This is a genomic window from Leisingera sp. S2M4, from assembly GCF_055398055.1.
Genome location: NZ_AP040861.1, coordinates 3225547 through 3247429, shown reverse-complemented (window position 1 = coordinate 3247429; position 21883 = coordinate 3225547). Strand labels below are relative to the sequence as shown.

General features: G+C 63.3%; 16 protein-coding genes. 5 read left to right on the top strand and 11 right to left on the bottom strand.

Translation table 11 applies throughout. The annotated features are described in order from the left end of the window. Window positions 1-34 precede the first annotated feature (34 nt). Window positions 35-2107: a ComEC/Rec2 family competence protein gene (locus ACZ52D_RS15710; RefSeq protein WP_464441894.1), complete on the bottom strand. Its 2073-nt coding sequence runs from the start codon at window positions 2105-2107 to the stop codon at window positions 35-37. Window positions 2108-2186: 79 nt separating this feature from the next. Here ACZ52D_RS15710 and gltX point away from each other — a divergent pair, with 79 nt between their 5' ends. From gltX to ACZ52D_RS15695, 3 genes are all read left to right on the top strand, one after another. Continuing rightward, a complete protein-coding gene (gene gltX / locus ACZ52D_RS15705; protein ID WP_369929354.1) occupies window positions 2187-3587 on the top strand; it encodes a glutamate--tRNA ligase in 1401 nt (466 codons plus the stop codon). 128 nt (window positions 3588-3715) lie between these two features. Further along, entirely contained in the window at window positions 3716-5011 is a 1296-nt protein-coding gene (gltA, locus tag ACZ52D_RS15700) for a citrate synthase (RefSeq protein WP_222453110.1), read from the top strand. Between the two features lie 268 nt (window positions 5012-5279). Then, window positions 5280-6146: a calcium-binding protein gene (locus ACZ52D_RS15695; protein ID WP_464441892.1), complete on the top strand. Its 867-nt coding sequence runs from the start codon at window positions 5280-5282 to the stop codon at window positions 6144-6146. 52 nt (window positions 6147-6198) lie between these two features. On the opposite strand, the gene ACZ52D_RS15690 is transcribed toward ACZ52D_RS15695, so the two are convergent. The 10 genes from ACZ52D_RS15690 to ACZ52D_RS15645 all read right to left on the bottom strand — a co-directional run bounded on the left by ACZ52D_RS15690 (window position 6199) and on the right by ACZ52D_RS15645 (window position 17937). Then, window positions 6199-6975, bottom strand: coding sequence for an enoyl-CoA hydratase-related protein (locus tag ACZ52D_RS15690; protein ID WP_222453112.1), 777 nt, complete (start codon window positions 6973-6975; stop codon window positions 6199-6201). 103 nt (window positions 6976-7078) lie between these two features. Then, window positions 7079-7561, bottom strand: coding sequence for a cytochrome c-type biogenesis protein (locus ACZ52D_RS15685; protein WP_464441890.1), 483 nt, complete (start codon window positions 7559-7561; stop codon window positions 7079-7081). Next, window positions 7558-9522 (bottom strand): heme lyase CcmF/NrfE family subunit, encoded by a 1965-nt coding sequence (locus ACZ52D_RS15680; RefSeq protein ID WP_464441889.1) that lies wholly within the window; start codon window positions 9520-9522, stop codon window positions 7558-7560. The genes ACZ52D_RS15685 and ACZ52D_RS15680 overlap by 4 nt, the downstream gene beginning before the upstream one ends. A gap of 93 nt (window positions 9523-9615) precedes the next feature. After that, complete coding sequence (locus tag ACZ52D_RS15675; protein WP_464441888.1) at window positions 9616-10191, bottom strand: holin family protein; 576 nt, start codon at window positions 10189-10191, stop codon at window positions 9616-9618. Then, a complete protein-coding gene (locus ACZ52D_RS15670) occupies window positions 10182-10793 on the bottom strand; it encodes a holin-associated N-acetylmuramidase (protein ID WP_464441886.1) in 612 nt (203 codons plus the stop codon). Before ACZ52D_RS15670 ends, ACZ52D_RS15675 begins: the two co-directional genes overlap by 10 nt. 197 nt (window positions 10794-10990) lie before the next feature. Next, entirely contained in the window at window positions 10991-11434 is a 444-nt protein-coding gene (gene ccmE, locus ACZ52D_RS15665) for a cytochrome c maturation protein CcmE (protein WP_369929340.1), read from the bottom strand. A 48-nt stretch (window positions 11435-11482) separates the two neighbouring features. Continuing rightward, on the bottom strand, window positions 11483-12511 hold the full coding sequence (gene argC, locus ACZ52D_RS15660) for an N-acetyl-gamma-glutamyl-phosphate reductase (protein WP_464441885.1): 1029 nt from the start codon (window positions 12509-12511) through the stop codon (window positions 11483-11485). A 118-nt stretch (window positions 12512-12629) separates the two neighbouring features. Next, window positions 12630-13439 (bottom strand): glutamate racemase, encoded by an 810-nt coding sequence (locus tag ACZ52D_RS15655; RefSeq protein WP_417471926.1) that lies wholly within the window; start codon window positions 13437-13439, stop codon window positions 12630-12632. 9 nt (window positions 13440-13448) lie between these two features. Further along, complete coding sequence (locus ACZ52D_RS15650; protein ID WP_464441882.1) at window positions 13449-14327, bottom strand: lysophospholipid acyltransferase family protein; 879 nt, start codon at window positions 14325-14327, stop codon at window positions 13449-13451. A 190-nt stretch (window positions 14328-14517) separates the two neighbouring features. Continuing rightward, window positions 14518-17937 carry an indolepyruvate ferredoxin oxidoreductase family protein gene (locus tag ACZ52D_RS15645; RefSeq protein ID WP_464441881.1) on the bottom strand — a complete coding sequence of 1140 codons (3420 nt, stop codon included), beginning with the start codon at window positions 17935-17937 and terminating at the stop codon, window positions 14518-14520. A gap of 169 nt (window positions 17938-18106) precedes the next feature. Between ACZ52D_RS15645 and ACZ52D_RS15640 the strand changes: the two genes are divergently transcribed. Then, on the top strand, window positions 18107-19012 hold the full coding sequence (locus tag ACZ52D_RS15640; RefSeq protein WP_222453122.1) for a LysR family transcriptional regulator: 906 nt from the start codon (window positions 18107-18109) through the stop codon (window positions 19010-19012). A gap of 521 nt (window positions 19013-19533) precedes the next feature. Beyond that, entirely contained in the window at window positions 19534-21807 is a 2274-nt protein-coding gene (locus ACZ52D_RS15635) for a mechanosensitive ion channel domain-containing protein (RefSeq protein ID WP_464441879.1), read from the top strand. The last annotated feature ends 76 nt before the right edge of the window (window positions 21808-21883 follow it).

Here is a 21883-nt window from a genome sequence, read left to right as displayed (position 1 = left end):
GTTTCGACGACCCGGTAGAGGCCAGTCCGACGTCTCATTTTGGTTCAGCCCCCAAGATGTCCCGCAAGCGCCGCACCTCGGCGCTTGCGGGTTGCCACTGCGTCCACAGCCGCGCGCCGGATAGGCTACGCGCGGTTTGCAGGCGTCCCTCGGCATCGAGGGCAATACTGCCGGTCTGGCGCATCACCCTTGGATGCAGCACCAGGCAATCCGCCGCACCGCCGCTCTCGGGTTCCACCGTGGTGACGACGATATCACGATCATCGCAACCCGTTACGGACGCCAACTTTCGCTTCCCCGGCGCATGCCGCACACGCAGTCCCGCGCGCTGCCAGACCGGCAGCCCGTTCATTTTTTCGGACCAACGCGTCGCCGCCTCTGCCTGCGATGCGGCATCGCCATCATTTTCCAGCCAGATCCCAGCCGTGAACCCCTGCCCTTTGGCACGGGACAGCGCGCGGCCCTCAGGCGCCATCACACCGACCAGCCCTCCGCTGTCCGCGATCAGCAAAATGGGCCGACCGGCCGAAGGCCAGCACAGCAAGGCGATGACGGCGGGCAGAACACCCAGTAGCCGCAGTCGCCCTTGCCAGAGGATCGCAACAAGCATGCCTGCGGTAAACACCGGAAGCATCCAGCCGCCGGGCGCCGAAACCTGTGAGATCGCGCCCTCCAGCGCCGCCACCTGTTCGGCAACTGTCAAAATCCACTCCAGCCCCCATTTCATCGGGGCCAAGCCGATGATCTCGAGCCCAAGGGGCGCCAGGCACAGGGCCAACACCGCTGCCGGAACAACCACCATCCCCATCACGGGAACCGCCAGGAGGTTCGCCAAAAGCCCGTAATGCGGCACCATGTTGAAATGCGCTGCGGCAAATGGGGCCGTCGCCGCCCCTGCCACGGCCGACGAAATCAGCAGCGCCACAAGCGGACGACACCAACCAGGTCCCAGCGGCACAGCGCCCTGGCGCAAGGCGTCAAAGGCGGCCACCAGCGCCGTCGTTGCCGCAAAGCTCATCTGAAAGCCGGGGCTTAGCAAACTCTCGGGACGGCGCACCAGCACGATCACCGCAGCCAGCGCAACCGCGCGCAGCGTAATCGCGCGCCGGTCCAGCAACACGGCCCCGAACATCACGGAGACCATGATGAACGCACGCTCCGTCGCGACATATCCGCCGGACAGCACCAGATAGCCAAACCCCGCCAGAAGGGCTGCGCCCGCAGCCAGTTTCTTGACCGGCCAGCGGGGACCGATCCAGGGCAGCAGGCAAAGGGTCTGGCGGATGGCGGCAAATATGAAGCCGGTCAACAGCCCCATGTGCAGGCCCGAAATTGCCAGCAGGTGGGCAAGGTTGCTACGTCGCAGGTTTTCGAGGCTTTGTCGGTCAACGTTGCTGCGGTCGCCGACGACAATCGCGGCGGCAAAGCCCGCCGCCCTGCCGTCCATCCCGCGCATCAGGAACTTGGATACCCGCCGCCGCAGTTTCGCCACCGCCAAATGATCGGTGCCCGCTTCCGCCAGCAGGATTGGCGCACGCGTGTAGCCAAGAGCACCCAACTGCAAGAACCACGCATGGCGACGAAAGTCGAAGCCCCCGGGTTCGCTTGGCCCCTGTGGCGGCAAGAGATGGGCGGTCGTCATCACGCGCGCGCCAGGCTCGGGTATCCGGTCAGGGGTCTTCAGCGAAATCCGCACCCGCGCTGGGGTGCGCGCGGGGGCAACTCCGGACAGCCGCACATCCTCAAGCGTCAGCCTGACCGCATCGGTGGGCGAGCGGTCCACGGATACCAACCGCCCTTCCACGGGGCCGTAGTAGCGAAAATCCAGAACCGGGGCTGCCACCAGATGGGCACGCGCGGCCGCCAGGCACAGACCTGCGGCGACCAGCATCGGCGCCCAGGACAAAAAGGCAAAGCCCGCCCGGCTGCAGGCAACCACGCACAACACCACCGACAGCCCGGCAACCGCGGCCAGGTGGACCACGTCCGGTTCAACAGGCAAGGTGAAATAGATCCCGATGCCGGTGCCGAGAAAGACCGGGCTCCACGGGAACAGATGCCCCCGCTGCGCGTTCAGCTGATCGGTGATCGCCGACATCGCTCGCATGCTTGCCCCCCGCCTTCTGGCCCGGTAGACAGGCGGCAACTCTATGCCTCTGATGGTTTCCAAAAGGTAAATCCCGCACATGACCAAACCGGTTGTCACCCGTTTCGCCCCCTCGCCCACCGGCTTTCTGCACATCGGCGGTGCCCGCACCGCGCTGTTCAACTGGCTCTACGCTCGGGGCCGCGGCGGCAAGTTCCTGCTGCGCATCGAGGACACCGACCGTGAACGCTCCACCCCGGAGGCCACCGAGGCCATCCTGCAAGGCATGCAGTGGTTGGGGCTGGACCATGACGGTGAGGTCATCAGCCAATTCGCCCGCGCCGATCGGCACGCCGAGGTGGCGCACCAGCTGCTGGCCGAAGGCAAGGCCTACAAATGCTTTGCGACCCAAGACGAAATCGCAGCCTTCCGTGAACAGGCCAAGGCCGAAGGCAAGTCGACCCTCTATCGCTCGCCCTGGCGCGACGCCGACCCGTCCACACATCCCGATGCCCCCTACGTTGTGCGCATCAAGGCGCCGCAGGACGGCGTCACCGTCATCAAGGATGAGGTGCAGGGCGATGTGACCATCCGCAATGACCAGCTCGACGACATGATCCTGCTGCGTTCCGATGGCACCCCGGTCTATATGCTGGCCGTGGTTGTCGACGACCACGACATGGGCGTGACCCATGTGATCCGCGGCGACGACCACCTGAACAATGCCGCCCGCCAGATGATGATCTACGAGGCAATGGGCTGGGACGTTCCGGTCTGGGCCCATATCCCGCTGATCCACGGCCCTGATGGTAAGAAGCTGTCCAAGCGCCACGGCGCGCTGGGAGCGCAGGAATACCAGGCCATGGGTTATCCCGCGGCTGGCATGCGCAATTACCTTGCCCGGTTGGGCTGGAGCCACGGTGACGACGAATTCTTCACCGACGAGCAGGCCCGTGACTGGTTTGATTTCGATGGTATCGGCAAAAGCCCGGCGCGCTTTGACACCAAGAAGCTGGAAAACCTGTGTGGCCAGCACATCGCCGTTAGCGATGATGCCGCGCTGCGGCAGGAAATTACCGCCTACCTGGCCGCCGCCGGATTGCCGCCGCTGACTGACGTACAGTCACAAGGTCTTGAATCTGCGATGTATTGCCTCAAAGATCGGGCACGGACCTTCCCTGAACTGCTTGAAAAAGCGCATTTTGTACTGGCTTCACGGCCAATTGACCGGGATGAGAAGGCAGAAAAGGCGCTGGCGTCTGTATCCGATGGTATACTGGAAGAATTGACGCCGCAGTTGCAAAATGCTAGCTGGGTCCGTGACGATCTGGAGGCGCTTCTGAACGCATTTGCAGAAGCACATGATACCAAGTTCGGCAAGCTGGCTGCCCCTTTACGGGCCGTGCTCGCAGGCCGGGCGGTAACGCCTTCGGTGTTCGACATGATGCTGATTCTGGGCCGTGAGGAAACCCTCGCCCGGCTCGCTGACGCCACGGGCTGACCCCGGTCTTCACTCTCGGGTAAGCCCTTTATTGATACGACAAGCCCTGCGCGACACAGCGCAGGCGCTGCCCTGCACATCTCCGCCGCTTTCGGCGGAGGTCGTGCCTGCAACAGGAAGGGACATCTATGACCGAGACCAAGAAATCTGCCACGCTCAGCCTGGATGGCAAAACATACGAGCTGCCCATTTTCTCTCCAACGGCCGGGCCAGATGTCCTCGACATCCGCAAGCTCTACGCGCAGGCCGGCGTGTTCACCTACGACCCGGGCTTCACCTCCACCGCCAGCTGCGACAGCACCATCACCTATATCGATGGCAACGAGGGCATTCTGCTGCACCGCGGTTACCCGATCGACCAGCTGGCCAGCAAGTCGCACTACCTGGAGGTCTGCTACCTGCTGCTCTACGGTGAACTGCCGACCGCGACCCAGCTTGAGGATTTCGAGACCCGTGTGACCCGTCACACGATGGTGCACGAGCAGATGCACAACTTCTTCCGCGGCTTCCGGCGCGACGCGCACCCGATGGCGACCCTGGTCGGCGTGGTCGGCGCAATGTCCGCCTTCTACCACGACTCCACCGACATCTCGGATCCCTGGCAGCGCGAAGTGGCTGCAATCCGTCTGATCGCAAAGCTGCCGACGATTGCGGCGATGGCGTATAAATACTCGATCGGTCAGCCCTTCGTGTACCCGCGCAACGATCTGGATTACGCCGCGAACTTCCTGCACATGTGCTTCTCGGTCCCAGCCGAGGATTACAACGTCAACCCGATCCTCAGCCGTGCAATGGACCGGATCTTCACCCTGCACGCGGATCACGAGCAGAACGCCTCGACCTCGACCGTGCGTCTGGCCTCGTCTTCGGGTGCGAACCCGTTTGCCTGTATCGCGGCCGGTATTGCCTGCCTTTGGGGTCCGGCCCACGGTGGCGCCAACCAGGCCTGCCTGGAAATGCTCAAGGAGATCGGCTCGGTCGATCGCATCCCCGAGTTCATCGCCCGCGCCAAGGACAAGAACGATCCGTTCCGCCTGATGGGCTTTGGCCACCGCGTCTACAAGAACACCGACCCGCGCGCCAAGGTGCTGAAGCAATCCGCGGACGAGGTGCTGGAACTGCTGGGCGTCGAAGACAACCCGCTGCTGCAGGTTGCCAAGGAACTGGAGCGCACCGCGCTGAACGACCCCTACTTCATCGAGAAGAAGCTGTTCCCGAACGTCGACTTCTACTCGGGCATCATCCTCGAGGCGATGGGCTTCCCGACCTCGATGTTCACCCCGATCTTCGCGCTGTCGCGCACCGTCGGCTGGATCTCCCAGTGGAAGGAAATGATCGCGGACCCACAGAACAAGATCGGTCGCCCGCGCCAGCTGTACCTGGGCGAAACCGCACGCGACTACGTCGATATCGAAAAGCGCTGAATCGCGCTTTTATAAACGATCTGAACGCCCTGCTGATTGCAGGGCGTTTTTCGTTTCAAGACCCGCTTTCTGAACAAAATTCACCGCCACGTCCTATTGTCCGGCACCCCGGGACAGTAACCACTCAAATTTGACATAAAATGTTCTGCCCCGTACCAATTATCCCCAAGCTGCCTTCACAGTTGCCACTCAATTCCACGCGGCCGAAGGCGAAAGGCTGTTCGATGGTCGGGCCGGGCCCGGTTTATTTTTCAAAAGGACTTTCTTGATGGAATTGCTGATTTTGCTCTCGCTTGGCCTCGCCGTTGGACTTGGCATGGCAATCTTTGACGACGATGACGACGGCAGCGATCAAGCTTCCTCCGAAGAGACCGATCTCGAAACCAGCGAGGACGCCGATGTCGTGGTCGGCAGCGAGGAGGACGACGTGGTATTCGCCGGTGCGGGCGATGACCTGATCGAAGGGCGTGGCGGCGATGACCGGATGTTCGGGCAAGAGGGCAACGATTTTCTCACCGGCGGCACCGGCGACGATTTCATGCGTGGTGGCAGCGGCAATGATGCCATCCTCGATCACGAGGGCGCAGATACGATCTGGGGCGATCTGGGCGATGACACGATCGTGGCCACCAGCGCGATGGACGGTGAGGAAATCGCGGAAATGGCCCGTGAAATCACCGACGCACTGGAGGCCGACCGAGAACCTGATGTGACGCAGGAAGACCTGCAGGCGCTGCTGCGCGCCGACGACGAAGATACCGACAGCGACGCGGACAGCGTCCATGCCGGATATGGCAACGATATCGTGATCGCGGGAGACGGTGACACGGTCACGCTTGGCGAAGGTTTTGATACGCTGGCCATCGGTGACTGGATGGAGGAGGATCACGACCCGGTGGTTCTGACCGATTTCACCAAGGGAGAGGACGTGATTGTCTACTCTCACGACGGTGAAGGCGCCCTGCCGGAACTGGAGCTCGGCTGGGACGACGACGGCACCGGTGATGGCGCAGGCTCGGCACTGATCTACGCAAATAAAACGCTGATCGCGCGGGTTCCGGGCGCGGGCACCAGTTTGTCGGCCAGCGACATTTCGATTGTTGACCGCTCGTCCTCGCCGCTGATGTCCCTGTAAGACGCCGGGGCGACAGCCCCGGCCCCCTCACAGCGACACCCGTCAGAGGCTCTCAGCGCCCCTCGAATTTCGCGGGGCGCTTTTCCATGAAGGCGGTCACGCCTTCGAGGAAATCCCGGCTCTTGCCGCATTGGCCCTGAAGATGCGCTTCCAGTTGCAACTGCTCTGCCAGGGAATTCCCGTTGCTGTCCCGCAAGGCGGTTTTGGTGGCGGCAAAGGCCTTGCTCGGCCCGTTTGCGAGATAGGTGGCACGCGCCTGCCAATGGGCGGCGAATTCGGCATCCGGCACCGCCTCCCAGATCATGCCCATGGCGCTCGCCTCGCGCGCCGAGATCCGCTCGGCAAACAGGGCTGCCCCCATTGCCTTGGCCAATCCGATCTGGCGCGGCAGGAACCAGGTGCCACCGGCATCGGGGATCAGGCCGATCTTGGAAAACGCCTGCATGAAGAAGGCGCTTTCGCAGGCGATGACAACATCCGCAGCCAGCGCCAGGTTCGCCCCTGCCCCCGCTGCCGCGCCATTAACGGCGGCAACCACGGGAACCGGGCAATCGTAGATTGCCTCCAGCATGGGCAGATATTCATCGCGCAGCGTGCGTTCGAGGTCGAGGTCCCCGCCGTTGCCCGCATCACTCAGATCCTGCCCCGAGCAGAAGGCATCGCCTGCCCCGGTCAAGACCACCGCACGGGCCTGGGCCGCGGCCTGCTGCATCGCATGGGTGATCTCCAGCCGCATGCGACTGTTCAGCGCGTTCTTGCGCGCCTCCCGGTTCAGGGTCACAACGGCCAACCCGTTCTCCAGCGAAAACAGGATTTCCTTATAGTCCATCGGCGCGCCTCATCTGTTGGAGCCTGGCATCGGCCGCGACACGGCCCGCCCTTTTGCCGCCATGTTGGCCCAAAGCCCGCCTACGGGAAAGCCCAACCCGGCGTCAATCCTCTAGGATTTTGCGCAGGCGTTCCTGCTCTTCGGGGCTCAGCGACTGCTCCGCAACTTTGGGGGCACGCGCGCGACCGCGCACGTAGAGCACCCCGATGACCAGCGCCATCAGCAGCATCAATGGTCCCGCCGCCCACAACAGCCAGTTCGCACCGCTGATCGCCGGGCGCAGCAGCACGTATTCACCGTAGCGGTCAACGATGAAATCGAGCGCCTCGGTGTCGCTGTCGCCGGCCAGCAGACGTTCCCTCACAAGGATGCGCAGATCCCGCGCCAATTCCGCATTTGAATCGTCAATGCTCTCGTTGCGGCACACCAGGCAGCGCAGGCCCTCTGACAGGTGCCGTGCCCGCTGTTCCAGAACCGGATCATCCAGAACCTCGTCCGGTTCCACAGCCTCGCCCGGCGCTGCCGCCAGAAGGCTGATCGTTGTCAGAGCAACAACGATCAGGGATTTCAGACCTGCCAACCTCATTCTGCCGCCACTCCTGTTGCCGCGGTCTTGCGTGCGCCAGCCGCAACGCGGAAGCGCCGGTCACTCAGGCTCAGCAGACCACCCAGCGCCATCAGGATAGACCCGCCCCAGATCCAGTTCGCGAAAGGCTTGATGTAGGTACGCATGGTCCAGCCGCCGTCCTCCTGGCGATCACCAAGCACCACGTAGAGGTCTCGGGTGAACCGATAGTCGATCGCGGCTTCGGTGGTCGGCATCCGCGCCACCGGGTAGTCGCGCTTTTCCGGGTAAAGAACCGCCTCGAGCCGTCCGTTGCGCAGCACCTCGACATGGCCCTTGGTGCTGAAGTAATTCGGCCCCTGCTCGCGGCTGACCTCCTTCAGCACCAGCTCATACCCACCGACGGTGAAAGGCTCGCCCAGATTGGCAACGCGGATGTCTTCCTGCTCCCAGGCGGTCAGACCCGCGACGGCAAAAATCGTGATGCCAAGCCCCGCATGCGCGACCGCCTTGCCCCAATCGGCCCTCGGCAGGCGTGCGATCCGCTGCAACCGTCCGCTTTTGCCGCTGCGCAGCCACAGGTCCGCCAGCGCGCCGAACACCACCCAAGTGCCGAGGAACAGCCCCACAGGCCCCAGCGCACTGCGCCCGGTCTGCACCGCCCAGGCCAGCACGCCCAGTGACACCGCGAGGACGAACACGAAGCGCAGCTGCCAGGCGGCCCGCGCGATCTTGCCCCGCTTCCACGGCAGCATCGCGCCCACCGGCAACAGCAGCCCCAGCACCACCATGAAGGGGGTGAAGGCCGAGTTGAAGAACGGCGGGCCAACGCTGAGCTTGCGGTCGAACAGCATCTCTGCAACGATCGGCCAGATGGTACCGAAGAACACCACGAAGCAGCTAACCGCCAGCAGGATGTTGTTCGCCACCAGCGCGCTTTCACGGCTGAGCACGCCAAACACGCCCTTGGCCTCCATCGCCTGCGCGCGCGCGGCAAACAGCGTCAGCGCGCCGCCCGTGAAGAAGGCAAGGATCATCAGGATGAAGACTCCGCGCTCCGGGTCGTTGGCAAAGGCGTGCACGCTGGTGATGATGCCGGAGCGCACGATGAAGGTGCCGATCAGCGAGAAGCCGAAGGCGAGGATCGCCAGCAGGATGGTCCAGCTTTTCAACGCCTCGCGCTTTTCCACCACGATGGCCGAATGCAACAGCGCCGCCGCCAGCAGCCACGGCATGAAGGACGCGTTTTCGACCGGATCCCAGAACCAGAAGCCGCCCCAGCCCAGCTCGTAATAGGCCCACCAGGATCCCAGCGCGATGCCGATGGTCAGGAAGATCCAGGCCGCCAGCGTCCAGGGCCGCACCCAGCGCCCCCAGGCCGCATCCACGCGCCCCTCGATCAGGGCGGCCACGGCAAAGGAAAACGCCATGCTGAGGCCGACATAGCCGAGGTACAGGAACGGCGGATGGAAGGCGAGGCCGGGATCCTGCAGCAGGGGGTTCAGGTCCTGCCCGTCAAAAGGCGGGACCACCAGCCGCAGGAACGGGTTGGAGGTGAACAGGATGAAGGCAAAAAACGCCACGCCAATGGCAGCCTGCACCGCCAGCACCCGCGCCTTCAGCGTCGGGGGCAACCCGCCGCCGAATACGGACGCCAGCGCCCCGAACAGCGCCACGATCAACACCCAAAGAAGCATCGACCCCTCGTGATTGCCCCAAGTGCCGGAGATCTTGTAGAGCATCGGCTTGGCCGAATGGCTGTTCAGCACCACCAGCTTCAGCGAGAAATCCGAGGTGACAAAGGCCCACATCAGCGCGCCGAAGGCAAAGGCGGTGAACAGGAACTGCGCCTGTGCGGCCGGTTCCGCGACGGCCATCCATCCGGGCCAGCGTTTCTGGGCGCCGATCAGGGGAACCACCATCTGCACGATGGCGATCATGAAGGCGAGGATCAGGGCAAAGTGGCCGAGCTCTGTAATCATGGGGTCTCCTATACGCCTGTCTGCTATACGCCGCTCTGCCTGCGGGGCCAATGGCAATCGGCGCGCCACGCCGCCGCAGCCGCGCAAATGTGATCAGCCACGCCGCGCTTTCCACGCCTCAAGCGCCGGGTTTTCGACGGCTGTTACCGTGTCCAGCCGGGCGGCCGCATCCGTGCCGGTGGCGGCACTGCCCGGGCTGTCTGCGCGAAGGCCCTTCAGCGCGGCGATGTTTTCAACAGCCTGAGGCAGACGCGCCATGCTGGCCGCCAGACCCTTTTGAAATTCCTGGGTTTTCACCTGATGCCGCGCGCCGAAGTAGAAAGAGACCACCACGCCCAGCAGCCACCACAGCGGCTCCGGCACCAGCGCAAGGCCCTGCATGCGGGCGGCAAACCACACCGGGTCCGCCAGCGCCGAGACCATCAGCCCCAGCGTCCCGAGCGCCAGCATGGGGCGCGGCAGACGGTTCACCCCGTCCATGAAACGATCAAAGCGGCCCTTTTGGGCCCGCTGGAACTCGGCCCCCAGCTGCGACAGCGCCGCGACCTGCACCGCATGGGCGCGCTGCGCGCTGCCTTCGGCGTTTTCGCGGAACACCTCTGCGGTTTCGCGCACAAGATTGCGGCGGCTGCCGAACACCAGCGCCAAGATATCGGTGATCATTCCCATCCTGCGGTCCTTTGCTGAAATGCCTGCTGGCTGAGGTGGTACTCGGGGGACAGGAAGGCCTCGGCCCGTCGGATCCAGCCGCCTTTGGTGCCCGCACGGGTGCGCGCATATTTGCGGCTGGCCGGGCGCCGGTCGGCAAGGCGGAAGTAATAATTGCGCCGCGCAATCCCGTAAGCATCGCGGAAGGCCTGCGCATCCACCGCTGCCGCCTGTCGCGCGGCACCTGCGGTCCGCGGTCCGATCACGCCGTCCACCGTCACTTGGTAGCCCATCTGAACCATTAGCTGCTGCAGGATCCGCACCGCATTGCTGCCCGCGTTTACATACATGTCGAACACCGACGCCTGCACCGCCTGCGGCAGCGCGCCGATACCCGGCGCATCGAAATAATGGCGGATGAAGATCCGCTCAGCGTCTTCGGAGCTGAGGGCGCGCACGTCATCCACACCGATCCGCCCGTCGCCGGTCAGATCCAGCCTCAGCCGCCGCAAGGTGCCAATGGTGACGCCGTATTTGGTAGCGCCGCCGGGATCATCCGGGTCATTCACAAAGCCGCCTTCGCGGGCGACGATCTCTGCCGCGATGTCCTGAACTGTCTGCATTGCACCTCACCCTTTTCCGGTTTGCCGGACGCGATGAGACTGCCGCAAATCTGCTAAGATCCGCTGAGACCGGCGTGCGCTGCTTGCGCAACACCCCGGTGAGGCGCCGCCGCGCCGCGCGGCGCCCGGCCCAACGCAAAACGCCTCCCGCAAGGGAGGCGTCTTTGGGGCGGGAGCGCGCCAGTCAGTTTAGACGGTCAACTCTCGGGCTCTTGGTAGACACCCTGTTCCTTCAGCGCGTCCACGACCTCCTTGGGCATGTAGGTCTCATCATGTTTCGCAAGAATTTCAGAGGCTTCGAACACACCGTTGACGTAGCGACCGGTGCCGACCATACCCTGGTTCTCCTCGAACAGATCGGGCAGCACACCGGTGTAGGTGACATCAACGGTGCCCCCCCCATCGGTCACTGCGAAACGCACCGTCTCACCCTGCCCCCGTACCAAGGACCCCTCGGCAACCAGCCCGCCGATGCGGAAGACCTCGGTCGGTTCCGGCGGAGCCTCAACGACCTGACTGGGGGAGCGGAAATAGTTGATGCCATCCCGCATCGCATAGCCGATCAGGGCGGTGGCGACGATCAGCGCCACCGCCGCAAGGGCGATGACCTGGATACGGCGCTGTTTCTTCAGGTTCTTCATGGTGTCCTCTGGTCAAGGCCCAGCAGCCGCGCTGACAGCGCCGCCCCGTCAGGGGAACAGCGGCGCCATCATCAGGCCACAGGTTTCCTCCTCACCTAACATCAGGTTTGCGTTCTGCAAGGCCTGGCCGCTGCTACCTTTTGTCAGGTTATCCAGCGCCGCGAACACGATGGCGCGGCCATCGATACGGTCCTTGGCAACCCCGATATGGCAGAAGTTCGAACCGCGCACGTGATGCGTGCTGGGTGCCTCGCCGAAGGGCAGCAATTCGATGAAAGGTTCATCGGCATAGGCCTTGGCGAAGGTGTCATAGATCGCCTGCGCGTCCCCTTTGACATAGGTAGTGGCCAGAATGCCCCGGTTCACCGGCAACAGGTGCGGCGTGAACTGCACCTTGACCGGACGACCGGCAATCTTACTGAACTCCTGGTCGAACTCACCGAGGTGCCGGTGGGTGCCACCGATGGCATAGGGGTTGTAGCCCTCGCTCAGCTCCGCGTGCAGCAGGTTTTCCTTCAAAGCCCGGCCGGCGCCCGACACAGCGCATTTCAGATCCAGAATAATGTCATCCAGGTCGATGACGCCCGCTGCGATCAGCGGCCGCAGGGCAAACTGCCCGGTGGCGGCGTTGCAGCCGGTGCCGGCCACAAGACGCGCGGCCTTGATGTCTTCGCGGTAGAATTCAGTGAGGCCATAGACCGCCTCTTGCTGCTGTTCCAGCGCGGCGTGGGGGTTGCCGTACCACTTTTCATACTCGGCCGGGTCGCGCAGCCGGAAGTCCGCCGACAGATCGACGATCTTCAGGTCCTTGGGCAGCGCCGCGATCACCTCCTGGCTGGTCTTGTGCGGCAGCGCGCAGAAGCACAGGTCGATGGCGGAGAAGTCGATTTCCTCAATCTTGCAGAGGGTTGGCAGGGACATGTGACGCAGGTGCGGGAACACCTCGGCCATGGTCATGCCAGCCTTGCGCTCTGCCGCGAGGGCCGCGATCTCGATGTTCGGGTGCTGCGCGATCAGCCGCACCAGTTCGGCGCCGGTATAGCCGGAAGCGCCCAGAATAGCCACTTTATGGGTCATGTCAGACCTCGTCTTTCAAATGTGATGAGTCATATCCGCAGCTTTCCGCGGAACATGTAACGAAGAAGTGCTGCCGCGCAGGCCAGACTGGCCGCAGGACTTTTGCAGCCGCCAACCGTCACGCCGAGCGAAAGGTGATTTCTCGTCGGAGAAATTGCGTTGCACGATCGCTGACACGGGCCGGGTTGCCGGTGGTGACGAAGCCGCCGGGGCCGGAGCCAAGCATATCCGGGTGGCGTTCCAGGTAGTCCGCAAGGCTCTCCGCCACCAGGTTCCCCTGGCTGAACACCTTCACCTCGGGCCCCAGTGCAGCCTGAAACACATCCTGCATCAGCGGATAATGCGTGCAGCCCAGAATCGCGGCCTGCGGCTGCGGCATCTTGCGTTTCAGCGCATCGACATGGCTGCGGACCAGGGCTTCGGCCAGGATCATGTCGCCATCCTCGATGGCATCGACCACGCCACCACAGCTTTGCGCTTCGACATCAACCCCGATGGCGCGGAAAGCCAGCTCGCGCTGGAACGCCCGGCTGGCAACGGTGGCAGGGGTGGCAAACAGCGCCACATGCTGCACCGCAACCTCACGCGGCGGCGAATTGTCCCCCCATTGGCGTTCGGTCAGGGCCTCGATCAACGGCACGAAGACGCCAAGCACCCGTTTCCCCTTGGGCAGACCGCCCTCCTGCATGCGACGCAGTGCCGCCGCCGAGGCGGTATTGCAGGCGAGAATGACCAGGTTGCAGCCCTGGTCCCACATGCTGTGCACCGCCGCGCGCGTCAGCTGATAGATGTCCTCGGCATCCCGCACGCCGTACGGGGCGTGGGCATTGTCGCCGTAATACAGAAATTCCACATCCGGCAGCCGCGCTTGGGCCGCGTTCAGAACGGTCAGGCCGCCAAGACCTGAATCAAAGATGCCAACTGCCATAATGCTCTCTCAGGCGCGGTGTTTGTCCTCAAACTCATACCCGTGGGCATAAGATCTGAGCGGTACTGGAGACAGGTCATACGTGGCTTTGCGCAGGAAATCCATAAGCGCTTTTGCATCGCCCGCAAGTGGCACCAGGTCGCTGCGCGCGATCGGTTCGCCGATCACCACCCGAACCGGGGTGTCGACCCGTTTGCGAAACTCCTGCAACAGCAGGCCCATACGCAGGTTCACGTGCAGGTGACTGGCGATCTGGAACAGGCGCGATGTATGCCCCTCGAAGAACACCGGCACCACCACCGCGTCGGATTTGGCGATCATCCGCGCGGTGAAGGCGCGCCATCCGGGGTCCATCGGGTGTTCAAACGGCCGCGCAGCCGTAGAGACAGTGCCGCCGGGGAAAATCCCGATCGCCCCTCCCTGCCCCAGAAACTCCAGCGCCGCCTTGCGGGTGGCAAGGTTGGTGCGCAACGCCTCCTTGGTTTCAGCAAAATCGACCGGCAGGATCACGCGGTTCAGATCCTCGGCCTTGCGAAAGACCTGATGCGCGAGAATGCGGAAGTCGCTGCGGGTCTTGGACAGGATATACCCCATCATCAGCCCATCAAGGATGCCATAGGGGTGGTTGGCAATCAGGATCAGTGGCCGGTCCCGCGGAATATTGCCAAGGCTGCCGCCCACCACGTCCAGCGTCAGACCATAGCGTTCGGCCATCACCGACCAGAAGCTGCGCCCGGCCGCGATGTCGCGCTCATATCCTTCCGCCCGACGCATCAAGTGCAGCCTCCCCGTGGCGTTTTCCATCAAACGGATCAGCGCGCGACCGGGGCGCGTCGCCGCGGAATGCGCATAGGATATATCTCGGGCAATCTGACGATCGTACTGCATCTTCTGTGTCGTCCTGAACGGCGGCTCCCGGCCAATTAGGGCCGGAAGCGCACCATATTCAAGCGACATGACACTGCCGTGACAGAATGGCGCCACCGCGCCGCGCGACAGCGCGGCGCCGGGCCCAACCGGCGTAGGGCCAGCGCCCGAAGGGCCGGACCTGCACCGGGCGGGAGCGCTTCGTCGGCGGTTACTCCGCGGCCTGCTTCACCGCCGTCCCTCCCTCACGAAGGACCGCAAGCAGCTCCTCGCGGCGCTTGGCGGCCTTTTGTTCGTTGGCTTGCTTCACCGGGCCAAATCCCCGGATCTGCAACGGCAACTCGGCCAGCGCGATAAGGGCCTCCATGGTCTCCGGCGCGGCTTTCGGCAGCCATTCCCGCATGTCGCGCTCATATTGCGCGATCAGCGCGCGTTCCATCTTGCGCTCCGCAGTATAGCCAAAGACATCCAGCGGCGTGCCGCGGAGGCGTTTGAAACGGGTCAGCAGCCGCAGCCAGCGATCCAGCCCCTGGCTGAACTTGCGTTTCTTCGGCCGACCATTGGGATCCACTCCGCCCAGCATCGGCGGCGCCAGATGATAGGACAGTTTCAGGTCGCCCTCGAATTCCGCCTCCGCCTGACTGCGACTGTTCAGCAGCAGCCGCGCGACTTCGTACTCATCCTTGTAGGAAAGGAGCTTGTGATAGCCCTTGGCCACGGCCTCCTTGAGCGCCGGATCACTGATGCCCTCCAGCAGTCGCGTGTAGCGCTTTGCCAGACCCTTGCCCTGGTAGGCGATCAGGTGGTCGACGCGGAAGGCGATCTTCTCGTCCAGTGTCTTGGGCTTGGCCACCACCTTCGGCTGGCTCAGCGCGGCGGCATCGGCGGGATGCAGAACTGCCCAGCGGCCAATATCAAACGCGCGCTTGTTGGCCTCCACCGCGGCGCCGTTCATCTCGATGGCCTGCATCAGCGCCGCATGCCCAACCGGCACCAGCCCGCGCTGCCAGGCGGCGCCAAAGACCATCATGTTGGAAAAGATCGAGTCGCCCATGGTGACTCGGGCCAGTTCCGAGGCGTCAAACAGGTCCAGGCGCTCGCGCAGGCGCGCCTGCAGGGCAACCTCCAGCCTGTCGGACGGAATCGCAAAGTCGGTGTTGCGGGTGAATTCCCCGGTGATGATCTCGTGGCTGTTGACCACGGCACCGGTGTGCCCCGCCGTCGTCAGCCCCAGCGTCTTGGCACCGGCACTCACCACCAGGTCACCGCCGATCAGCGCGTCTGCTTCGCCGGTGGCCACCCGGATCGCCGAGATGTCCTCGGGGCGGTTGGCGATCCGGCAATGGATGTGCACCGCGCCGCCTTTCTGGGCGAGACCAGCCATCTCCATCAACCCTGCACCCTTGCCGTCGATCTGCGCGGCCTGCGCCAGCACCGCGCCGATGGTCACGACGCCGGTGCCGCCGACGCCGGTGATCACCACGTTGTGGGTGCCGTTGATGGCAGGCAGTTCCGGTTGCGGCAGGTCCGGCAGTTCCAGCGTGGCAGTGGCCTCCTTGCGGATCTTGGCGCCCTCAACTGTCACGAACGAGGGACAGAAGCCGTTCAGGCACGAAAAATCCTTGTTGCAGGAGGATTGGTCAATGGCACGCTTGCGGCCCAGTTCAGTGTCCTTGGGGACGATGGAAACGCAGTTGGACTGAACGCCGCAATCACCGCAGCCCTCGCAGATGTCGGGGTTGATGAACACCCGCTGGTCGGGATCCGGGAACTGCCCGCGCTTGCGGCGGCGGCGTTTCTCGGCGGCGCAGGTCTGGATGTAGATGATGGCCGAGACGCCCTCGACCTGTTCGAACTCGCGCTGGATCTTCATCATCTCGGCGCGTTCGTGCATCCGCATGCCCGCCGGGAACAAGGACGGATCGACGTCCTCCTTCTCGTCATAGACCACGGCGATGGTTTTCACCCCCATCGCGGTCAGCTCATGCGCGATCTGATGCGCTGTCAGACCGCCCTCGGCCGCCTGCCCGCCGGTCATCGCAACTGCGTCATTGTAGAGGATCTTGTAGGTGATGTTGGTGCCCTCGGCCAACGCGGCCCGGATCGCCATCACGCCCGAGTGGTTGTAGGTGCCGTCGCCGAGGTTCTGGAACACGTGCTTGCGCTTGGAAAACGGCGCTTCGCCGATCCAGTTCGCACCCTCGCCGCCCATATGGGTGAAGCCGGTGGTCTCGCGGTCCATCCACTGAACCATGAAGTGGCAGCCGATACCGGCATAGGCGCGCGCGCCGTCAGGCAGCTTGGTCGAGGTGTTGTGCGGGCAGCCCGAACAGAAATAGGGCAGCCGGGTGGCGATTTCCTCGGCGTTGTCGGCGCGGCGGGCCTCGTCGAGCTTGGCCATGCCTGCGCGGATGGCCTCGGTGTCGCGACCCTCTTCGATCAGGATGCCGCCGAGCTTTTCGGCGATCATGATCGGGTCCAGCGCGTATTTGGTCGGGAATAGTTCCTCGCGGTGCAGCGCACCGGCGCCGCCCTTGTACCAGCCATACACCCGGCGGCCGCGGCGGTTGTCGAACAACGCTTCCTTGATCTGGATCTCGATCAGCTTGCGCTTTTCCTCGACCACAACGATCAGGTCCAGCCCTTCGGCCCAGTCGTTGAAGCCCTTCATGTCCATCGGCCAGGTCTGACCCACCTTGTAGGTGGTGATGCCAAGCCGTTCGGCCATCGCCTCGTCGATGTTCAGAAGCTTCAGCGCATGCACCAGGTCCAGCCAGTTCTTGCCCGCGGCAACCAGCCCGATCTTGGCGCCGGGCTTGCCCCAGACGCGCTTGTCCATCTTGTTGGCATGGCTGAAGGCCTCCGCGGCGAAGCGGCGATAGTCGATGATTCTGTTTTCCTGGCGGAAACGATCATCGTCCAGCCGGATGTTCAGTCCGTCGGGCGGCATGTCGAACTTGGGCGTCACCAGCTGCACCCGGTCCGGGCGGGCATCGACAACCGAGGTGACCTCGATCGTGTCCTTCATGGTCTTCAGACCAACCCAAAGCCCGGAAAACCGGCTGAGCGCATAGCCATAGATGCCGTAGTCGAGAATCTCCTGCACGCCGGCCGGGCTGACGATAGGCAGGTAGCAGTCAAGCAGCGACCATTCCGACTGGTGCAGCACCGTGGAGCTTTCGCCGGTGTGGTCATCCCCCATGGCCAGCAGCACTCCGCCATGTTTCGAGGTGCCCGCCATATTGGCATGACGGATCGCATCGCCCGAGCGGTCCACCCCCGGCCCCTTGCCATACCACAGGCCAAAAACACCGTCGAATTTCCCCTCCCCACGCAGTTCCGCCTGCTGCGCCCCCCAGAGCGCGGTGACCGCCAGGTCCTCGTTCAGCCCGTACTGGAACTTGACATCAGCGGCACTCAGCTGCTTGGCGGCGCGGCTCATCTGGATGTCGACCGCACCCAGGGGCGATCCCCGATACCCGGTGACCAGACCGGCCGTGTTCAGACCTGCCGCCTTGTCGCGGTGCTTTTGCATCAGCATCAGCCGCACCAGCGCCTGGGTGCCGTTCAGCAGCACCGGCGATTTGGTCAGATCGTATTTGTCGTTCAGTGAAATCTTCTGCGTGCTCATCTTGGCCTCCCGCCCAAAGAATAGCTTGCTCTCTCCCGATTTGATAATAGGTCAGAAATACTGACCTGTGTAGCCGCTTTTTTTTCGATTTTACTCGCTTGCACCGCGAAAACTGATACATAACTAAGGTTTCATCTACTGACCCCGAAATGCACGGAAAGTAACGGATATGGATTGGGACAAGCTCAGAATCTTTCACGCGGTCGCGGATGCGGGCAGTCTCACCCATGCCGGTGACAAGCTGAACCTGTCACAGTCGGCCGTCAGCCGCCAGATCCGCGCGTTGGAGGAGAGCCTGAATGCAACCCTGTTTCACCGCCATGCACGCGGACTGATTCTGACCGAACAGGGGGAATTGCTGTTCGACGCGACGCAGTCGATGACCAGCCGCCTTGACGCGGCCGCGGCGCGAATCCGCGACAGCGAAGAAGAGGTCTTTGGGGAACTCAGGGTGACCACGGCCACCGGCTTTGGCACCCTCTGGCTGGCGCCGCGCCTGACCAAGCTGTACGAGCAGTACCCGAACCTGAAAATCGATCTGATGCTGGAAGAGCGGGTGTTGGACCTGCCGATGCGCGAGGCCGATGTCGCCATCCGCATGAAGGAGCCGAGCCAGGCCGACCTGGTGCGCAAGCGCCTCATGACGGTGCGGATGGCCCTGTTCGCCTCGCCCCGTTACCTTGAAAAATACGGTGTGCCGGAAACGATCGAGGACATTTCGGATCACCGGTTGATCTGCCAGAACCAGCGCGCCGCGCAGGTCAGTTCGGCGGCCGTCGTCATCCGAAAACTGATGTCCTACGAACCGAAGTCGCTGCTGACGGTGAACAACTACTTCGGGGTGCTGCAGAGTGTGGTGCACGACATGGGCATCGGCATCCTGCCGGACTACGTGACCGAAGAGTTCCCGGAACTGGTCGAGGTTCTGCCTGACGAAGGACAGAACACTGTCCCGGTTTACCTCGCCTATCCCGAAGAGCTGCGCCATTCGCAACGCGTTGGTGCCTTCCGGGACTTTGTCCAATCCGAGATCATGGCGCACCGCAAGCATATGAAAGAACTGGGCAAGCTGTAACCGGCACCGACATCGGTTAGACGCCTCATCTGCTGCCGCACACCCGCCACAGCCTTGCCGCGCGGCACTGGCTGCGCTGCTCTGTGGGCGCGGCCGTCTACCAGCGCACAGAGCGGGAAAATCGCCGCGCGCGCCTGCGTCTTTGGGTATCGGATGGCAGGGTTGTTCTCGCGAAATCAAAGCCATGCAGAAACCGCATAGCAGCTTTGACGTTCATTTCGCATCTCGCCTCTTGAAGGGTTCGGCGCACAGCCCTAAATGACCCTCATGAAGGCGGCGCTGACGCCCTCCTTCATACCTCCCTGTTGGACTTCGGCCGAGCTTAGTGCTCGGCCTTTTTTTTGGCCGGTCGCTACCCGCAAGATCCCCGTGCTTTGCCAGCCACATCCCTTCGGTGCGCGCAGCAGGTGCGGTACAGTCCGGCACCGTGAGCTTTTTCTTTGACCTGCATAAGGCCCATCGGGTCAACTGGACGAGACTTCTGTTCCAATTTTCAGTCTCATTCAGGGGCAAAGAGATTTATGGCACCTTTATTTCAGCAGCTTGCCCGCTATTTGGGCGGTTTCTTCATCGCCTTGACCATCGTCGCCGCCGGAGGCAGCGCGGCCCGTGCGCAACAGGAGGCGACAACGGCCGATCTTCCGCCAGCTGCGGTGCACGAGATGGTCGCCCGAATGTCCGACAGCGAGGTGCGCGCCCTGCTGCTGGAACGGCTCGACGCGGTTGCCGCTGCATCCGGGCAGCAAGACGAGCCGCAGACGCTGTCGGGGCGTGTTGCCCAGCTCTGGGCCGCTTTCACCGAACCGGTGAGCGACGCAGTCCGCAAGTTACCGGCCCTGCCCGCCGCGCAGGGCCAGTCTTTCCGGGTCTTTGGCGAACGCCATGGTGGCCTCACCGGCGTGCTGGAACTGTTCGGCTGGATCGCGGTCGTTCTCGGCCTTGGCTTTCTGGCGGAGTTCGTCGTGCGCAGGATCCTCGCACGCTCGCGCTTGCTTGAGGCAGCCCCCGGTGCCTCGACCAGCCCTAGCGCATCCCTTGCCGAAACGCTGATCTTTCTGGCACGCCGCTTCCTGCGGGAAATAATTGGTCTTGCCGTTTTCTACGTGGTGATCCGCACCCTTGGACGCGCCTTGCTCGAAGAGCAGATGATCGCGTTCGCCGCGCCGATGGTCACCTATCTGGTCTGGCTCCCCCGGGTCGCAGCAGCCGTCTCGCGCTTTGTCATGGCGCCGCAACGGCCGGACCACCGGCTGGTGAACGTCTCCACCCAATGGGCCGATTTTCTGCATCTGCACATCATCGGCCTGGCTTTTCTTTCGGGGCTGACGATCTTTTCCGCGCATTTCAACAAGGCAAACGGCATCGACCCCGAGGCGATCCGGCTGAGCTATTGGCTCGACACCCTTGTCTATGCCTACATTATCTGGATCGCCTGGACGGCGCGCACGGGGCTGACGGACATCATACGGGGCAGCGACCCGGACCGCAGCCGCTTTGACGAGGCCGCGGCGCGCTATTACCCCTATTTCGCCATGGCCGTGGCGGCGCTGACGTGGGTTGCCGTGGGCACGCTGGTCGGGTTAGGCAAAACCCGGCATCTGGCGCAGGGTGCCCATTATGTCACCATGTTCTGGCTGCTGGCCGCGCCCGCCCTCGACACCGCGATCCGCGGTCTCGTCAGACACCTGGTGCCCCCGATGTCCGGCGACGGGCACGTGGCCGCACAGGCCTATCGTTCGACCAAACGCAGCTACATTCGTATCGGCCGGGTCGCGGTCGCCGGGCTGGTTCTGATGATCATCTCGAACGCCTGGGACGTGAACCTGATGGGCATTGCCACCAATGCGGATGGGATAGCCGACAACATCGTCGGTTTCCTGGTGACGATCGGCGTGGGCTATGTGGTCTACGAGGCAGTTTCGCTGTGGATCAACCGCCGCCTCGCGCATGAGCAGACCACCCCGGATGACGCCGAACCGGGTGGCGAAGGAGGCGGCGCCGGCGGCTCACGCCTGGCGACGGTACTACCATTGCTGAGGGTCAGCGCGCAGATCGCCATCGCCATCATCTTTGCCCTGCTGGCAATCGGAGCCCTTGGCATCGACATCACGCCGCTTCTGGCCGGCGCGGGCATTCTCGGGCTGGCCATTGGCTTTGGCGCACAGAAACTGGTGTCGGATGTCGTCTCTGGCGTGTTCTTCCTGATCGACGATGCATTCCGGGTCGGCGAGTATGTCGAGGTCGAAGGCACCCGCGGCACGGTCGAAAAGATCTCGATCCGCTCGATGCAGCTGCGCCACCACCGCGGGCCCGTCAACACCATCCCCTACGGCGAGATCCCCAAGCTGACCAACTACAGTCGTGACTGGGTGATCATGAAGCTTCGTTTCACAGTGCCCTTTGATACCGATCCCAACAAGGTGAAGAAGATCTTCAAGAAGATCGGCGCCGAGATGATGCAGGACGACCTCTACAAGGAGGATTTCCTGCAGCCGTTCAAGAGCCAGGGGGTTTTCGACTTTGACGATGTCGGCATGATCATACGGGGCAAGTTCATGGCCAAGCCGGGCACCCAGTTCACCATCCGCAAGGAGATCTACAACCGGGTGAAGGCGGCCTTTGCGGAACACGGCATCGATTTTGCCCGCCGCGAGGTCCGTGTCGCGATTCCCGGGCTGGAGGACGCCGACCACCTGAACGATTCGCAAAAGGCAGCCGTCGCGGCTGCAGCCAGCTCCGCCGTTTCGTCCCAAACGCAGACAGAGAGCGACGGCAATGTCGGCAAGACCGGATAAACGAACCGCCTGCCCGACAGATCACCCATCCCCATGCCCCGGCCAACCCGGGCATGGGATCCTATTGCAGGAAGTC

Coding starts and splice junctions, on each gene's coding strand:
- ACZ52D_RS15710 (WP_464441894.1), bottom strand. CDS start 2,107: ATGCGAGCGATGTCGGCGATCACCGATCAGCTGAACGCGCAGCGGGGG.
- gltX (WP_369929354.1), top strand. CDS start 2,187: ATGACCAAACCGGTTGTCACCCGTTTCGCCCCCTCGCCCACCGGCTTT.
- gltA (WP_222453110.1), top strand. CDS start 3,716: ATGACCGAGACCAAGAAATCTGCCACGCTCAGCCTGGATGGCAAAACA.
- ACZ52D_RS15695 (WP_464441892.1), top strand. CDS start 5,280: ATGGAATTGCTGATTTTGCTCTCGCTTGGCCTCGCCGTTGGACTTGGC.
- ACZ52D_RS15690 (WP_222453112.1), bottom strand. CDS start 6,975: ATGGACTATAAGGAAATCCTGTTTTCGCTGGAGAACGGGTTGGCCGTT.
- ACZ52D_RS15685 (WP_464441890.1), bottom strand. CDS start 7,561: ATGAGGTTGGCAGGTCTGAAATCCCTGATCGTTGTTGCTCTGACAACG.
- ACZ52D_RS15680 (WP_464441889.1), bottom strand. CDS start 9,522: ATGATTACAGAGCTCGGCCACTTTGCCCTGATCCTCGCCTTCATGATC.
- ACZ52D_RS15675 (WP_464441888.1), bottom strand. CDS start 10,191: ATGGGAATGATCACCGATATCTTGGCGCTGGTGTTCGGCAGCCGCCGC.
- ACZ52D_RS15670 (WP_464441886.1), bottom strand. CDS start 10,793: ATGCAGACAGTTCAGGACATCGCGGCAGAGATCGTCGCCCGCGAAGGC.
- ccmE (WP_369929340.1), bottom strand. CDS start 11,434: ATGAAGAACCTGAAGAAACAGCGCCGTATCCAGGTCATCGCCCTTGCG.
- argC (WP_464441885.1), bottom strand. CDS start 12,511: ATGACCCATAAAGTGGCTATTCTGGGCGCTTCCGGCTATACCGGCGCC.
- ACZ52D_RS15655 (WP_417471926.1), bottom strand. CDS start 13,439: ATGGCAGTTGGCATCTTTGATTCAGGTCTTGGCGGCCTGACCGTTCTG.
- ACZ52D_RS15650 (WP_464441882.1), bottom strand. CDS start 14,327: ATGCAGTACGATCGTCAGATTGCCCGAGATATATCCTATGCGCATTCC.
- ACZ52D_RS15645 (WP_464441881.1), bottom strand. CDS start 17,937: ATGAGCACGCAGAAGATTTCACTGAACGACAAATACGATCTGACCAAA.
- ACZ52D_RS15640 (WP_222453122.1), top strand. CDS start 18,107: ATGGATTGGGACAAGCTCAGAATCTTTCACGCGGTCGCGGATGCGGGC.
- ACZ52D_RS15635 (WP_464441879.1), top strand. CDS start 19,534: ATGGCACCTTTATTTCAGCAGCTTGCCCGCTATTTGGGCGGTTTCTTC.